We start from the raw sequence: 14,225 nt of genomic DNA, 5'->3' as shown, positions 1-14,225 counted from the left end.
CGGTTCTGGTCACGTAAGAGAAGACGCGGGTGCAGGATGTCGCAATGGACTGGGATTACGGAGCGTTCCTCGGTGGAGTTGTCGGCGGATTGATCGGCGCGGCGGGGGCTGCCGGATCGGTTGTGTGGTCCTTCCGCAAGGGCGCTTCGGCCGCCCGAGTCGAGATGGGCCAGCGGGCCGCTGCCGAGATCCTGGAGGACCTGCACTTCTGCGAGGCCCAGTTGTCTCGGCTCCCGCACACCGACAGCCCCACCGAGAGTCCTCTCTCCTATCGCGAGCGGGCGGACGCAGCACAGCCGATCCTCGACCGCCTTCAGCGGACCAATGCCGTCCTCGTCCCTCAACTGACGGACGCAGAGATTCGTACGCGCGTCGTGAGGCGGCGGGAGCTCTGCGAACAAGCAGTAGTCCCCAGCGTGAACTTCACCCAACTGCGGGACAAGATCAAGGGCATCAGGGAGCACCTGGACAACGTCCGGGCGAGCCTCGACGCCTACTTGAACGGGATGGTTCTGCCACCGAGCTGACGCTTCAGGACGAGAATGCGGGTCCTCGGCGCGAAAGCAGCCCGCAGTGACAATGCCTGCCGGAGGGTGCGCTTCGCAGCCCAACGGAACCGGTAGCTCTTCAGATGGAGACTAGCTCAGACGGGCGGATCTTCGTTCCGCACGCCGCGAAGTGAGATCGACTTTGAGACAGATTGGGCGGATCACGCGTATGGAAGAATCCGCTCTGATCCACAACTGGAATCGGTTGCTGCCACTGCCGCTCCTCAAGGATTCTGATCAGGCGATATCGAACAGATCTACAATCACGTGTTCACCGAAGAGCATGAGCTTGATGTGGGAACCATGCGATTCGATGCAAACCCCAGAATCGCGCGCGCCTGGGAAAGGCTCCAGGACGGCATTCCGCACTCCACCGACTTTGAGCTTCTAAGTCATGAGCTCTATGAGTCATCCTGGATGTCTGACAATGGAAACCAGAACTATGTGTTGGCTCATCAGGCCACTCTTGATGCTGGTTTCACCTGGGATGAGTTCGGACCCGAGGCGGACGGTATACCCTTCCGAGGGTAGGGATTTCAAGGAGGTGATGTCGTGGGATCTTCGGTCAGGATTGCCAAGAGGCCCTTGGCGGGCAGTAGTATCATATATTCATGGGAAAGAGACGATGGCTCAAGCGGGCACGTCATCGTCAATGTAGATACAGAAGCGATCCGCCCCTGTGACGCCGATGGGAAACCGATTGGCGATATGTCGATTAACAGGAGCGTTGGAAACGTAGAGAACCCAGATCCCGCAATTCGAGGAAGGTTTGTTGTGGTGGCAGCCGCAATCTTTCAAGAGTGGGACCGGACTGGGATCCTCCCTGATGTGGTCAGCCGCAGCTACGGATGACAGACCTCGGTCAGATCGGATCGGCGGCTCCTCTCGTGGTTGTCGTCAGATTGGTTCGGGATTCGGCGGCAGCCAGGGTCCACCGGCGAACAGTTGGACGAGGGCGTCGAGGTGGTCGATGTTGTGTTTCGCGGCGGTGGACAGGTATGACCAGATGACGGCGAAGTCGGCGAGTCCGGCCAGGGTTCGCCAGCACCCGGAGACTCGCTGGCGGATCTTCGCCCCTCTTACTTCCAACTCGGCTGCGTTGTTGGTGAAGGGGATCGTCAGGTCGTGGATGAAGGCCAGGATCATGTCGCGGTGCTTGTCGAAGCGGGCTGCCAGGGTCAGGCCCCTTTGCTGGAGCGGCGTACTGCCAGGGGTGTTGTCCGAGCGCATTGCCGCGATCGCGCCCGCGTAGCGGCAGCGGATCTCGGTGAGTTCCACTTCGGCGGGCTTCGTGGGTTGCCTTCAGGGCGAGGGCCAGGGTGTTGGCCATCGCCTCGGCACCCTGCTGGTGGCCGGGGTCGGCATCGTGGACGGCCTTGAGGTCCCGAAGCGTGTGGGCACCGCACCAGACGTGGACGGCGTCGACGAGGTGGGTGTAGCCGCCGTAGCCGTCGCGGACCAGGATCCCGGCGAAGCCGTCGAGGATCTTCCCGGCGTCGATGTCGGCGACGCCGCGTCCCCCGGTGTGCATGGCGGTGAACTTGTCGTCGCAGGCCACGTGCAGGTATGCGAGCTTCGCGGCGGCGCGCACGGTGGTCTCGTCCACGTGCAGGAGCCGGGCCCGGTGCAGGATCTTCTGGATGTGGGCCATGAACGGCTCCAGAGCGGCGGCGGCCTGGCGGCGAACGTTGACGAGCCAGCCGGTCGAGCAGTCGATGCCGGCCAGGTCACGCAGCAGCCGCTTCGCGCGACCGAAAGGCAGGTGATGGGCCATCACGGTGAGCACCGCCCGGGCCTTCACTCCCGGACCCCACTGCACTCGGCCACCCGCGCCCGAAGGTGCCGACCCGACGGTCACCGTCCCGCAGCACGGGCAGGTCTTGGAGATCACCCAGTACTCGGTGACCAGGGGCGGCGGAGGCGCGGCCACCTCGAACACCTGCCGCTTGGATACCCTGAACACTGTGGCGTCGGCCAGTTCGGTCCCGCAGTTGCCGCACTCCGGTGGCGGGCACTCGATCACCTCGTCCGGATCAGCGACCTGGCAGCGGGTGGCCCCGGGGTCGCCGTGCTGCTTGCCCGGCTTGCGCCCGGACTTCCTTCGCATCGCCGACGCCTTCGGTGGCGGCTTGCGATACGGGCCGCCGCGGACGGAGGCTGGGAGGAGTTCGAGGAGTCCCGGTTCAACCGGTCCTGGAGTTCGGCGACGCGAGCAGTCAGCTCCTCGATCCGGGCAAGGGCAGTGGCCAGCGCGGCGACCAACTCGCCGCGATCCAGCGCCTCCAGCCCGATATCCACAACATCCTCAACGATCCGGAACCTCGACCGTTACTAAGCCATGAGCCGGAGCCCGGGCGAGACGAACCCGCTCGCCACCCCATGTGAATAGCTACCGGAACCGGAGGTGAGGAATCGACCTGGCTTTGAGACTGATCAAGCTCTTTGCGCCGTGAGACTGGAGCGGAGCACCAGGTCAGAGCGATGCCCTGTGACACGAGCGGCGAGATCCTACAGCCTGTCCCGGGGGCGGTCGTCGGTCAGGGTTTGCGGGCGATTCCGGCCCAGATGAGTCGGTCGCCGACCTGGGGGGAGGTGGTCACCGGGTGGTCCGGGTGCCACAGCGGGGTGGGGACCAGGCCCGGTTCCAGCAGGTCGAGGCCGTCGAAGAAGGCGGCGATCTCCGTCTCGGTCCGGAACCGGCCGGTGCCGAGCAGGCTGAGGAACTTCTGCTCGGCCTCCCTGGCCTCCGGTCCTGAGTCGCAGAAGTGGCTGACGAACAGGTAGGAGCCGGAGGGGACGGCCGCCAGGTACGCCTCGACGACGCCCCGCGGGTCCTCGTCGTCGTGCAGATGGTGCAGGATCCCGACGAGCAGGAGCGCTACCGGGCGGTCGAAGTCGATCAGGCGGCGTACCGCCGGAGCGGCCAGGACAGTCCCGGGTGAGCGGAGGTCGGCGGTCACCATGGCGGTGAGGTCGTCGCCGATGAGGGCGGCCGCGTGCGCGGCGACCAGCGGGTCCTTGTCGACGTAGACGACCCGGGCGCCGGGGTTCACCGCCCGGGCCACCTGGTGGGTGTTCTCGGCGGTGGGCAGCCCCGAGCCCAGATCGAGGAACTGGTCGATGCCCTGCTGGACCAGGAAGCGGACGCCGCGGCCGAGAACGGCCCGGTTGAGGGTCGCCACGGTGAGGATCTCCGGGACGGCCGCCGCGACTCCCTCGACCACCCGGCGGTCCGCCGGGAAGTTGTCGGTGCCGCCGAGGAAGGCGTTGTAGACCCGGGCGATGCTCGGTACCTCCGGGTCGATGCCCAGGGCTGCCCAGTCCGGTTCGGTGCCCAATGCGGCCTCCAGGGTGAGAGATGGTCCGCCGAGGGCGCGGCCCCGGGGCGGGCCCGAGCGGACCTCGGCGCGGGTGGTCACGTCCGGTCAACTCCGGCGAGCGGCGGCAGGTCACGCCTTCGCCCCCGGCGGCCGTCGCCGGGCGCCGACCGGAGCGGCGGGCCGGTCGGCGGGATGAGGCGTGGGGAAACGGGCGAAGGTGCCTCCGGCCGGGAGCGGACTCCCGGCCGGAGGCACCTTCGGGGTGGTGCGGGGGCGGATCAGCGGCGGCGGGCGCGGAGCTTGAGGGCGACGACGACGCTGGAGCCCGCGGCGAGCAGGGCGAGGGCGACGGCGGCCAGCGTGCCGGTGCCGCTGCCGCCGCCGGTCTCGGCGAGGTCGGCGCCGGTGTCGACGGTGGTGACGATCGGCGTGCTGGGCGCGGCCGTGGGGGTGGCGGACGCGTGCGGGGCGGCGGCCGAGGCGGAGGCGGAGGCCGACGGGGAGGCCGACGGGGACGCGACGGAAGAGGCGGACGCGGACGCGGAGGCCTGCGGGCCGGTCAGCGGGTCGCGGCTGATGAGCAGCACCTTGCTGGCGCTGTCGGCGGAGCCCATCCCCGACATGTCGAAGGCGTCCAGCCGGAGCCGGCCCCGCTCGGTGGTGGCCGCGTACGTCACCAGGTCCACGCGGATCCGGTAGACGGCGGTGGCCCCGGGGGCGAGGTCCTTGGACAGCGGGGGGAGGGACTCGCCGGCCGGGACGGGGACGTAGGCCCGGCCGTTCCAGACGTCGGTCTCCAGGGTGACCTGGTTGACGAAGGTCCGCGGGCCGTTCGGGTCGAGCTGGGTGACGACGAGGTGGTCGGCCCAGCCCTTGCCGAGGGTGGCGCCGGTGTTGTTGGTGACGTCGAGGTACTCGTAGGCGGGCTGGCCGGGGGCGACGGTGCTGTCGCCGTTGAAGGTCTGGGCGACCGGGCCGCCGGTGTCGCCGTCGCCGACCTTGAAGTCGAGGGTGCCACTGGTGGAGCCCTGGTTGGCATCGACGAAGAACGTCAGGTCGCCGTCGTTGAGCGGCCAGGCCTTGGTGGCGGCGAGGGAGAGCTTCCAGCTGTAGGTGGCGTGCGCCGGGAGGGTGAAGGAGTCGCCGAACGAGCCGCCGGCCGGGTAGAACGCGCCGAGCAGGTCGCCGTCCTGGGTGTTCAGCGAGCCGCCGGTGGCCGGGGTGCCGCCGATCGCGGTGGCCCCGAAGACGACGCCGTCGGCCGGGAGGGGCAGTGCGCCGGTGCTGCTGCCGCCGACCTCGGCGGTGAACTCCCGCGCTGTCGCGGTGTTGTTGGTGGCGGTGACGGTGAAGGTCTCGGCGGCGCCACCGGGGAGGAGGGCGCCGACCGGGGCCGGGGTGCCGAGCGTGACGCTGACGTTCGACGTGGCGGGCGCCGGGGCGGAGGCGTTGGCGGTTCCGGCGGACAGGACGGCGGTGGCGGTGGCGGCGAGGGCGACGGCGGTGGCGACGAGGGTACGGCGGCGAGCGGACATGGCGGCGGTGCCTTTCACGGGCGGAGGGGGTGCTGCGAAGGGAGGTCGCGGGAGCCGCGCCGCCGTAGCCGATCGCTCTCCGATCCGGCCTTTCGGTTGCTGCTCTGTGCGATGGGTAAAGACTGCCAGTCCGACATCATGGATCTGTGGGGCCGTTGTAACAGCGGGGCAACAGCGGTGACCTGCGGTGGGACCACGCGCCCGGTCCGGTCGCTGGGCGGATCGGGCGCGTGGCGTCTGTGGGTGGAGCCCGGTCGGCCGCTTCAGGGGGACAGGGCGGACCGGGAGGGTGGCGCGGGCGGCAGGTAGCGGTGCCGCACGGTCGGCGAGGCGTGGTGGCAACGGTCGAGCAGTCGGCCGACCCGCTGTACTGACGCCAGCTCAGGAGGTGTGCCCGGAGCGGGCGGTAGCAGGAAGAGGAGCAGGTCGAGGCGTTCGGGGCGGGCCCGGCCACCGGCGAATTCGAGGCGGTCCTCGGTGACCGCGTGGGCCCAGAGGACGTCCACGACCTCGGCGACTTCGTCCGCCGGGGGCGAGGCGGCCGTCGGGCGGCGTTCCAGGCTGGCGTAGATGATGTCCATCCGGGCTACCGGCGCGGCTGCCGGGTGGTGGGGGCGCGGGGCGTTCGGTTCATCGTGGTGGGCCTTTCCGGTGGCGATGGCTACAGCTTCGTCGCTGGTCAGCGCCGGGGACATGGGTTCGGGGCGGCACCAACCGGCATGGCCGCTCCCTGCCGCATTGTTGTGGACATGCCATTCAAGGCAGGTGGCCCCGCGCGGGTCGGCGGCCGCCGGTCGGACGGGCCGGGACTCCGGGAGTCGGCGGACCCCGGAGGGGTTCGGTGCGATCATGTGCACGCGGGGTGCCGCCCAGGGGCAGGCAGCACCACTCACCAAGGGGCGGACATGTTGCAGTCGTTGGGGCTCAGCGCCCACGCCGAGGCCGTCTACCAGGCCATGCTCGACCATCCCGCCCACGGTGTGGCCGCCCTCGCCGCCCAGCTGGGCCTGCCCGACGGCCAGGTCCACGACTGCCTGGACGAACTGGTCGCGCTGATGCTGGTCCGCGCCTCCAGCGAGCACCCCGGCCAGATGGCCGCGGTCAGCCCCGAGGTCGGCCTGGCCAACATGCTCGCCCGGGAGGAGGCCGACATGGCCGCCCGCCAGGCGCGCCTCGCCGCCTCCCGGGCCGCCGTCACCCGTATGGTCGCCGACCGCGCCGAGACCCGGGCCGCCCACGGAGAGCGCCTGCTGGGCATCGACGCCATCCAGCGGCGCCTGGAGGTACTGGTCCGCGACACCACCACCGAGCTGGTCGGCGTCCATCCCGGTGCCGCCCAGCGCCCCGAGGACCTGGAGGCCGGGCGCAAGGGAAACGCCGACGCCATCGCCCGCGGCGTCACCGTCAAGTCCATCTACCAGGACGCCGCCCGCAACGATCCGTACACCACCGCCTTCGCCCACTGGCTGCTCAGCCTGGGCAGCGAGGTCCGGACCGCGCCGGTGATCCCGCAGCGGTTGGTCATCGTCGACCGCAGCCAGGCACTGGTTCCGATCGACCCCGCCGACAGCCGGAAGGGCGCCCTCCACGTCACCGAACCCGGCCTGGTCCGCGCCCTGTGCGAGCTGTTCGAGCAGGCCTGGTCCACCGCGGTCCCCCTCGGCGCCACCCGCACCGACGACCCCGGGACCGGTCTGACCGAGACCGAACGCCAGCTCCTGCGCCTCCTCGGCACCGGACTGACCGACGACGCCGCGGGCCAACGCCTGGGACTGTCCACCCGCACCGTGCGGCGCCACATGGCCTCCGTCATGGAACGCCTCGGCGCCACCAGCCGTTTCGAAGCCGGCATCAAAGCCGCCCAGAAGGGCTGGCTCTGACCGCGCCCGCCCCGACCCGGACCGAGGCCCACTCCGCAGGAGGACCGCATGAGCTCGAACAGTGACGCGCCGGCCATCGACTTCGTCAGCGGCGCTCCCGTCAGCGGGAACCTGGACGTCCGGTGGAACCACGGCGTCCGTCGCCGGAGCGGCGCGACCGAACCGCGGATCCAGGTCCACGCCTACGACGAGCACACCCGCATCCTGCGCCAGAGCAAGACGACCAGCTACGAGGCGCCGTTCCTCTACCTGCTGTTCGGCAGCGACCGCGCGATCCTGTTCGACACCGGCGCCACCGCCGACCCGGAGGCGTTCCCGCTGCGCGAGACCGTCGACCGCCTCATCGGCGAATGGCTGGACCGGCATCCGCGCGCGGACTACGAGCTCGTGGTCGCCCACACCCACGGCCACGGTGACCACGTCGCCGGGGACCCCCAGTTCGCCGACCGCCCGGCGACCAGGATCGTCGGGCGCGAGCCGGAGGCGGTACAGGCCTTCTTCGGGTTCCAGCAGTGGCCGACCGGTACCGTCGGCTTCGACCTCGGCGGCCGGGTGCTGGAACTCATCGCCGCCACCGGCCACCACACGTCGGCGGTGGCGGTCCACGACCCGTGGACCGGAATCCTGCTCACCGGCGACACGGTCATCCCCGGGCGGCTCTACGCCTTCGACTTCGACGCCTTCACCGACACCCTGGACCGGCTCGTCGACTTCAGCTCCGCGCGGCCGGTGACCCATGTGCTGGGCTGCCACATCGAGATGACCACCGAACCCGGCCGCGACTACCCGCTGGGCGCCACCTACCAGCCGAACGAGCACGCGCTCGCGATGACCACGGCCCAGCTGGTCGAGGTCCGGGACGCCGCGCGGGAGATCGGCAGCCGCAAGGGCGTGTTCGTGCACGACGACTTCATCATCCACAGCGACATGCGGATCCGCGGCCAGCTGCGGATGATCGGCCGCGGCTTCGCCCACCGGCTCGGCCAACGGCTCCGTCGGCGGTGACCACCGGCGGCGCGACGTCGACCTGATCGGCGGCGGCCGGATCGGCGGCGGCCGGGGACTACTCGGTGCGCAGGGCGGTGGCGGTGCGGGTACCGGCGGCCCAGCCGGCCGGGAGCAGCGCCCCCAGGGCGGCGATCAGCAGGCCGCCGAGGCCGAGCAGGAGCAGTTCCGGCAGGCGGTAGACGTCGACCACCGAGGCGGGCAGCACCAGTCCGGCGCCGCGCCCCATGGCGGGCACCACCAGCGCCTGCAGCGCCGCGCCGACCGGTACCCCGACGGCGCCGCCGAGCAGGCCGATCACCGCGACCGAGGAGAGCACCATGCCGACCGTCTGCCCCGGTGTCATCCCCAGCGCCTTGTGCACGCCCAGGTCGTGGACGCGCTCCCGGGTGTCCAGGACCACCGAGTTGAGCACCCCCATGGCCGCGGTGGCCACCAGCATCAGGGTGAGCGCGGCGGTCAGCGCGTCGAGCGCCAGCACCGTGCCGCTCCGCCCGCCGGAACCGCCGGTCCCGGCGGTGAGGCCGAGCGGCCCGACCACGGTGTCGAGCCGGTGGACGTAGTCGGTCAGGTTCGTCCCGTGCTTCACCAGGACCGAGTACGTCATCGGGCGCAGGTCCGGCTCGGCGGCGCTGAGCGTCGACAGGTCGGTCAGCACCTCCATGGTCTGGGTGTGCGGGTCGAGCACCACGCCGACGATCCGGACCGGGACCGCCCGGCCGTGGTCCTCCAGGGTGACCGTGTCGCCCAGGCGGGTGCCGGTGGCGGTCAGGAAGGTGGTCGGCACGACGGCCTGACCGGGGCCGTGGAACCAGCCGCCGGAGACCATCACCCAGCCCGCCCGGGAGGCGTCCCCGGTGAAGGCGAAGACCGCACTGGCGCCGGTCACCCCGGCCACGCCGACCTGGGTGTCCGCCGTGCCGTAGTAACTCGCGGTACCGGCCAGGGAGTCGAGGGCCGCGGTGACGGCGCCCGGGTCGGCCGCGACCGGTGCCGTGGCCCGCGGCGCGCTGCCGGGATCGGTCCCGGGCGCCCCGGCGGCACCGGACGAGGCGGGCGGCAGGTACTGGGGGAGGAGCTGGACGTCGGAGTGGTCGTGGTCCTTCGCGGCCTGGATCCGGCTCAGCGAGCCGCTGATGCCGATGGCGAAGGTGACCGAGGCGGTGCCGAACACGATCGCGGCCACCAGCGCGGCCGACCTGGCCGGGCGGGCGAACGGATGGGCCGCGCCCAGACTGACCGGACGAGGCAGCGGCAGCCGCGCGGCCAGCCGGGTCGCCCACCGGCCCCGGCCGGGGCGCGGGGTGCGTCCCACCGCCAGCGCCTCGACGGTGCGCAGCCGACCGGCGCGCAGCGCGGCCGCCCACGCGGTCACCGCCGTCAGGCCCAGCGCCCCGCCGACCGCGGCCAGGTCCACCCACCAGTCGACGCCCGGACTCGCGGTGCCGTAGAGCTGGTTGGTCGCGGACAGGACCGGCACGGTCAGGGCGTCGCCGATGACCGCCCCGAGCGCGGTGCCGACCGCCGCCGGTACCAGCGCCTGGCCCATGTGGGCGCGCACCACCTGGCCCGGGGTGAAGCCGAGGGCCTTGAGGATGCCGATCCGGCGGGTCGCGGTGCCGACCGCACCGGCCACCACGTTGCCGACGATCAGCACGGACATGGCCACGCCCAGGATCCCGAAGGCGATCAGGAAGGGGATGAACAGCGCGGTGTTGCGGTCGCTGCCCTGCTTGGTGTTGAGCCAGGACCGCACCCCGGTCAGCGCCCCGGCCGGGACCGCCGCCGCCACCGCCGCGCGGTCGGCGGCGACCTGCCCGGTGTCGGCCGCGGCGGCGAAGCGGTACAGCATCTGGTAGCCGCCCGCCGCGCGGGACGCGCTCGACGGGGTGAGCGCGGCGGCCTCGGCCGGGGTGACCCAGCCGTCGGCGCTGGCGCTGACCGAGCGGGCGACGCCGACCACGGTCAGCGCCGGGTCGCCGGGCAGTCCGCTGAGGTGGAGGGTGCTGCCGACCGGGCCGCCGGGGCCGAGGTTGTCCGCCTGGTCGGCCGAGAGCACGATCTGGCCGGGCCTGTTCACCCACCGACCGGCGGTCAGGCCGACGTCGTCGACCGCGCCGCCGGGGGTCGCCCGGCCGACCACGGTCATCGGCCCCAGGTCCGCGGCGGCGCCGGTCCCGGCGGCCGAGGGGCCGCTCGGATCGATCAGCACGGTCAGGAACGGGCCGGACGCGGCGGTCACCCCCGCCGCGTGGGCGGTGGCCGACACCTGCGCCGCGGTGGCCCGCCCGGCGTCGAACCCGGCCACCAGCTGCGCGCCGTGCTGCGCCGCGAAGGCGCTGTCGAAGGGCGCGTTGGAAGCCACCAGCAGCGAGCCGCCGAGCACCGACGCGGTCACCGCCATCATCGTCGCCAGCCCGGTCACCAGGGTCTGCACCCGGCGGCGGCCGACCCCCGAGCGGACCACCCTCCCCAGCGCGCTCATCGGGCCGCCTCCATCCGGACGTCGGCGGCGACCCGGCCGTCGACGAGCTGGACGGTGCGGGTGGCGCAGGACCGCGCCAGGCCCAGGTCGTGGGTGACCAGGACGATCGTCTGCCCGTCGGCGTGCAGCTGGTTCAGCAGGTCGCGGACGTTCTCCCCGGCGGCGGTGTCCAGCGCGCCGGTCGGCTCGTCGGCCAGCAGCAGCGCCGGTCGGTTCATCAACGCCCGCGCCACCGCCACCCGTTGCCGCTGCCCGCCGGACAGTCGGCCGGGGTGGGTGTCGGCGAACCCGGCGACGCCGAGCACCTCCAGCAGTTCCGCCGCCCGCCGCCGGGCCTCGGCCCGGCCCATGCCGGACAGCTGCGCGGGCAGCACCACGTTGTCGGCGACGGTCAGGTCGTCCAGCAGGTTGAAGAACTGGAAGACCATGCCCACATGGGCCCGCCGGTAGCGGGCGGAACCGGCCTCGCCCAACGCGTCGACCCGCACCCCGGCCACGGTGACGGTGCCGGAGCTGGGCCGGTCGAGACCGGCGATCAGGTTGAGCAGCGTGGACTTACCGCTGCCGGAGGGGCCCAGGACGGCCACCGCCTCGCCCGGCGCGACGCTCAGCGACACCTCGTGCAGGGCCGGTGGGCCCTGGTCGTACCTGCGGCTCACATCGCACAGTTCGATCACCGGCGCGGTCATTGCGGTCTCCCTCGGCAGCTCTGTCCTGGCGCCACTGAACCTAGGTTCGGGGCCACCGGCGGGTCGTCGCCCGGCCGGGGCATATCCGGTACCCCGTCCGGGCTACGGGCTGCGGCGTCATCCCCGCGATGTAGTCCGGCGGGGGACCGGCCCTCATCTCCGGTACCGAGGACAGCCGCCCGGGGCTCGGCCAGAATGAAGAAGTGATCATGATTCCGACCACGGCCCGGCTGCGGGAGCTGACCGCGCGGGCGCTGCGCCCGGCCGGGGAGCTCCCCCGGCCGAACCGGCGCAACCAGGTCTTCGACGTGCTGCTGGCGCTGGTGCTGGGCGTGGTCGCGATGCGCGCGGCGCAGAGCGCCCTCGGCGACAGCGGCGGCCAACCGCTGGGCCACCGCGGCCCGGAGGGATGGCTGAGCCCCCCGCTGACCGCGCTGCTCACGGCCGTCCCGCTGGTCCTGCGCCGCCGCTATCCGCTGGCGGTGCTGTGGGTGGTGATGGCGGTGACCCTGCTCGGGATGCACGACCTGCCCCGGGGCGCGCTGTACGCGGGGGTGATCGCGGCCTACAGCGCCGCCGCCTACAGCCCGTACCGGATCCCCCGGTTGGCGACGCTGCTGCTGACCGCGCTGCTGTTCAGCGTGTTCGGCGACTCCGGCTCCTACTCGGTGCCGAGCGCCTACGTGCCTTTCCTGCTGCTGGTGCCGATCGTGGTGGCCGCCGACGGGATCCGCACCTGGAAGCACCGCGCGGACCAGGACCGGGCCCGGCTGTCCGCGCTGGAGCAGCGGCAGGTGGCCGCGATGCGCCGCGCGGTCGCGCAGGAACGGGCCCGGATCGCGCGGGAGTTGCACGACGTGGTGACCCACAACGTGAGCGTGATGGTGATCCAGGCCGGGGCCGCCCGCACGGTCATGGCGGTCGCCCCGGACCAGGCCGCCGAGGCGCTGCTGGCGGTCGAGGCGGGCGGCCGGGCCGCGTTGGTGGAGCTGCGCCAGGTCATGGGGCTGCTCACGATGGACGCCGAGGAGGCGGAGGGCGCCGAGGCGGAGCCCGCCACCGCCGTGGAGCTGGCCCCGCAGCCGGGCCTGGACCGGTTGGCGGCGCTGGTCGAGCGGGTCCGGCGGTCGGGGGTGCCGGTGCGGCTGACCGTGGTCGGCACGCCGCGACCGGTGCCGTCCGGCGTCGAACTCGCCGGATACCGGGTGGTGCAGGAGGCGTTGACCAACATGGTGAAGCACGCGGTGGGCGCCGAGGCGACGGTGACCGTGGAGTACCGCGCGGACCGGCTGCGGGTGGAGGTGGTCGACACCGGTGGCCGGCCCGGACCTTCGGCCGCCTCCGGCGGCGGGCGCGGACTGATCGGCCTGCGGGAGCGGATCGCCGTCTATGGTGGGACCCTGCATTCCGGGCCTCGCCCGACCGGCGGATACCGGGTCAGGGCACTGATTCCACTGGAGACTTCGTGACCGAGCCGCTGCGGGTGGTGGTCGCCGACGACCAGGTGCTGGTCCGCACCGGCTTCCGGATGATCCTCACCGCCGCCGGGATCGAGGTGGTGGCCGAGGCCGCCACCGGCGCCGAGGCGGTCGACGCGGTCCGGCGGACCCGGCCGGACGTGGTGCTGATGGACATACGGATGCCGGAGCTGGACGGCCTGGAGGCCACCCGCCGGATCCTCGCGGGCGACCCGGGCGAGCTGCGGGTGATCATCCTGACCACCTTCGACCTGGACCACTACGTCTACGCCGCGCTGTCGGCCGGGGCCAGCGGCTTCCTGCTGAAGGACGTCACCCCGGAGCACCTGGTCTCCGCCGTGCGGATGGTGCGCTCCGGCGACGCGCTGCTGGCCCCGGCGATCACCCGCCGCCTGGTCGAGCGCTTCGCCCACGGCGACCCCGGCGCGGACTCGCTGCACCGCGACCTGGCCGCGCTGACCGCGCGCGAGCTGGAGGTGCTGCGGCTGCTCGGCCAGGGGCTGAGCAACGCCGAACTGGCCCGGCGGCTGCACCTGTCGGAGGCCACCGTGAAGACCCACGTGGCCCGGATCCTCGGCAAGCTCGGCATCCGCGACCGGGCCCAGGCCGTGGTGGTCGCCTACGAGACCGGACTGATCAGCGTCGGCGCCGACCGGTCGGTGTGACGCCGGGGCGACACCGGGCGCGGTGGTGGTCCGGGCGCGGTGGTGGCCGGGTGCGCTTGGATGGGGCCATGGAACTGACCCTTGAGTCCTACCCCGCGCTGTCCCGGCCGGAGCTGCTGGCCGGACCGGTGGCCACCGCCCTCGGCGGCTGGAGCGCCGGGTCCGCCGCCGAGGTGGAGATCGCCGCCATCGATCCGGCCCTGGCCGACACCGCCGAGTTCTGCCGACGCTACGGCGTCGCGCTGGAGGCCTCCGCCAACTGCGTGGTCATCGCGGCCAAGCGAGGCGGCGTCACCAGCTACGCGGCCTGCCTGGTCACCGCGACCACCCGGGCCGACGTCAACGGCCTGGTCCGGCGGCACCTGGAGGCCCGCCGGGCGTCGTTCGCGCCGGTGGACGCGGTGCTCGCGGCGACCGGCATGGAGTACGGCGGGATCACCCCGATCGGGCTGCCCGCCGACTGGCCGGTGCTGGTGGACCCGGCGGTGGCCGAGCACCCCCGGGTGGTGGTCGGCTCCGGCATCCGGGGGTCCAAGCTGTGGCTGCCCGGACGGCTGCTCGCGGGCCTGCCCACCGCGCGGGTGCTGCCGGGCCTCGGCGTTCCGGTCGGCTGAGCCGGG

General features: G+C 72.4%; 14 protein-coding genes and 1 pseudogene. 7 read left to right on the top strand and 8 right to left on the bottom strand.

The features are described 5' to 3' along the window. The first annotated feature begins 44 nt into the window (after positions 1-44). Both GXP74_RS39580 and GXP74_RS39575 read left to right on the top strand, forming a co-directional pair. On the top strand, positions 45-527 hold the full coding sequence (locus GXP74_RS39580) for a hypothetical protein (protein ID WP_182455996.1): 483 nt from the start codon (positions 45-47) through the stop codon (positions 525-527). A gap of 288 nt (positions 528-815) precedes the next feature. Further along, a complete protein-coding gene (locus GXP74_RS39575) occupies positions 816-1,079 on the top strand; it encodes a hypothetical protein (protein ID WP_182455995.1) in 264 nt (87 codons plus the stop codon). Between the two features lie 366 nt (positions 1,080-1,445). Here GXP74_RS39575 and GXP74_RS42415 read toward each other — a convergent pair whose 3' ends face one another. The 6 genes and pseudogenes from GXP74_RS42415 to GXP74_RS39555 form a co-directional block, all read right to left on the bottom strand. Next, on the bottom strand, positions 1,446-1,778 hold the full coding sequence (locus GXP74_RS42415) for a transposase (protein ID WP_370468588.1): 333 nt from the start codon (positions 1,776-1,778) through the stop codon (positions 1,446-1,448). 22 nt (positions 1,779-1,800) lie between these two features. Further along, positions 1,801-2,655: pseudogene (locus GXP74_RS39570) on the bottom strand (IS66 family transposase); the annotation flags it as partial. After that, complete coding sequence (locus GXP74_RS42410) at positions 2,568-2,846, bottom strand: DUF6444 domain-containing protein (RefSeq protein ID WP_225448515.1); 279 nt, start codon at positions 2,844-2,846, stop codon at positions 2,568-2,570. The gene GXP74_RS42410 and the pseudogene GXP74_RS39570, both read right to left, overlap by 88 nt. Before the next feature lie 239 nt (positions 2,847-3,085). After that, a complete protein-coding gene (locus tag GXP74_RS39565; RefSeq protein WP_225448514.1) occupies positions 3,086-3,967 on the bottom strand; it encodes an SAM-dependent methyltransferase in 882 nt (293 codons plus the stop codon). A gap of 179 nt (positions 3,968-4,146) precedes the next feature. Next, on the bottom strand, positions 4,147-5,421 hold the full coding sequence (locus GXP74_RS39560) for a hypothetical protein (protein ID WP_182455993.1): 1,275 nt from the start codon (positions 5,419-5,421) through the stop codon (positions 4,147-4,149). A 245-nt stretch (positions 5,422-5,666) separates the two neighbouring features. Further along, positions 5,667-5,984, bottom strand: a complete 318-nt coding sequence (locus GXP74_RS39555; RefSeq protein WP_182455992.1) for a hypothetical protein — start codon at positions 5,982-5,984, stop codon at positions 5,667-5,669. Positions 5,985-6,308: 324 nt separating this feature from the next. Between GXP74_RS39555 and GXP74_RS39550 the strand changes: the two genes are divergently transcribed. Together GXP74_RS39550 and GXP74_RS39545 are read left to right on the top strand one after the other, a co-directional pair. Continuing rightward, a complete protein-coding gene (locus tag GXP74_RS39550) occupies positions 6,309-7,283 on the top strand; it encodes a LuxR C-terminal-related transcriptional regulator (RefSeq protein WP_182455991.1) in 975 nt (324 codons plus the stop codon). Between the two features lie 48 nt (positions 7,284-7,331). Further along, a complete protein-coding gene (locus GXP74_RS39545) occupies positions 7,332-8,288 on the top strand; it encodes an MBL fold metallo-hydrolase (RefSeq protein WP_182455990.1) in 957 nt (318 codons plus the stop codon). A gap of 58 nt (positions 8,289-8,346) precedes the next feature. Here GXP74_RS39545 and GXP74_RS39540 read toward each other — a convergent pair whose 3' ends face one another. Further along, the gene (locus GXP74_RS39540; RefSeq protein ID WP_182455989.1) at positions 8,347-10,773 is read right to left on the bottom strand and encodes an ABC transporter permease; all 2,427 of its coding nucleotides are present in this window, start codon (positions 10,771-10,773) and stop codon (positions 8,347-8,349) included. Next, a complete protein-coding gene (locus tag GXP74_RS39535) occupies positions 10,770-11,462 on the bottom strand; it encodes an ABC transporter ATP-binding protein (RefSeq protein ID WP_182455988.1) in 693 nt (230 codons plus the stop codon). Before GXP74_RS39535 ends, GXP74_RS39540 begins: the two co-directional genes overlap by 4 nt. Positions 11,463-11,671: 209 nt before the next feature. Between GXP74_RS39535 and GXP74_RS39530 the strand changes: the two genes are divergently transcribed. From GXP74_RS39530 to GXP74_RS39520, 3 genes are all read left to right on the top strand, one after another. Then, a complete protein-coding gene (locus GXP74_RS39530) occupies positions 11,672-12,931 on the top strand; it encodes a sensor histidine kinase (RefSeq protein ID WP_182455987.1) in 1,260 nt (419 codons plus the stop codon). Continuing rightward, the gene (locus tag GXP74_RS39525; RefSeq protein WP_182455986.1) at positions 12,928-13,605 is read left to right on the top strand and encodes a response regulator transcription factor; all 678 of its coding nucleotides are present in this window, start codon (positions 12,928-12,930) and stop codon (positions 13,603-13,605) included. Before GXP74_RS39530 ends, GXP74_RS39525 begins: the two co-directional genes overlap by 4 nt. Before the next feature lie 68 nt (positions 13,606-13,673). Then, complete coding sequence (locus GXP74_RS39520) at positions 13,674-14,219, top strand: YbaK/EbsC family protein (protein WP_182455985.1); 546 nt, start codon at positions 13,674-13,676, stop codon at positions 14,217-14,219. Positions 14,220-14,225 lie beyond the last annotated feature (6 nt).

This window comes from Streptacidiphilus sp. P02-A3a, from assembly GCF_014084105.1.
In the GTDB taxonomy this organism is placed as follows: domain Bacteria; phylum Actinomycetota; class Actinomycetes; order Streptomycetales; family Streptomycetaceae; genus Streptacidiphilus.
This window is presented reverse-complemented; position numbering and strand designations above follow the sequence as displayed.

What these genes read in the sequence shown, in the direction of transcription:
- GXP74_RS42415 (WP_370468588.1), bottom strand. Translation starts at nt 1,778, where the DNA reads ATGCGCTCGGACAACACCCCTGGCAGTACGCCGCTCCAGCAAAGGGGC.
- GXP74_RS39550 (WP_182455991.1), top strand. Translation starts at nt 6,309, where the DNA reads ATGTTGCAGTCGTTGGGGCTCAGCGCCCACGCCGAGGCCGTCTACCAG.
- GXP74_RS39520 (WP_182455985.1), top strand. Translation starts at nt 13,674, where the DNA reads ATGGAACTGACCCTTGAGTCCTACCCCGCGCTGTCCCGGCCGGAGCTG.
- GXP74_RS39555 (WP_182455992.1), bottom strand. Translation starts at nt 5,984, where the DNA reads ATGGACATCATCTACGCCAGCCTGGAACGCCGCCCGACGGCCGCCTCG.
- GXP74_RS39545 (WP_182455990.1), top strand. Translation starts at nt 7,332, where the DNA reads ATGAGCTCGAACAGTGACGCGCCGGCCATCGACTTCGTCAGCGGCGCT.
- GXP74_RS39530 (WP_182455987.1), top strand. Translation starts at nt 11,672, where the DNA reads ATGATTCCGACCACGGCCCGGCTGCGGGAGCTGACCGCGCGGGCGCTG.
- GXP74_RS39580 (WP_182455996.1), top strand. Translation starts at nt 45, where the DNA reads ATGGACTGGGATTACGGAGCGTTCCTCGGTGGAGTTGTCGGCGGATTG.
- GXP74_RS39540 (WP_182455989.1), bottom strand. Translation starts at nt 10,773, where the DNA reads ATGAGCGCGCTGGGGAGGGTGGTCCGCTCGGGGGTCGGCCGCCGCCGG.
- GXP74_RS39535 (WP_182455988.1), bottom strand. Translation starts at nt 11,462, where the DNA reads ATGACCGCGCCGGTGATCGAACTGTGCGATGTGAGCCGCAGGTACGAC.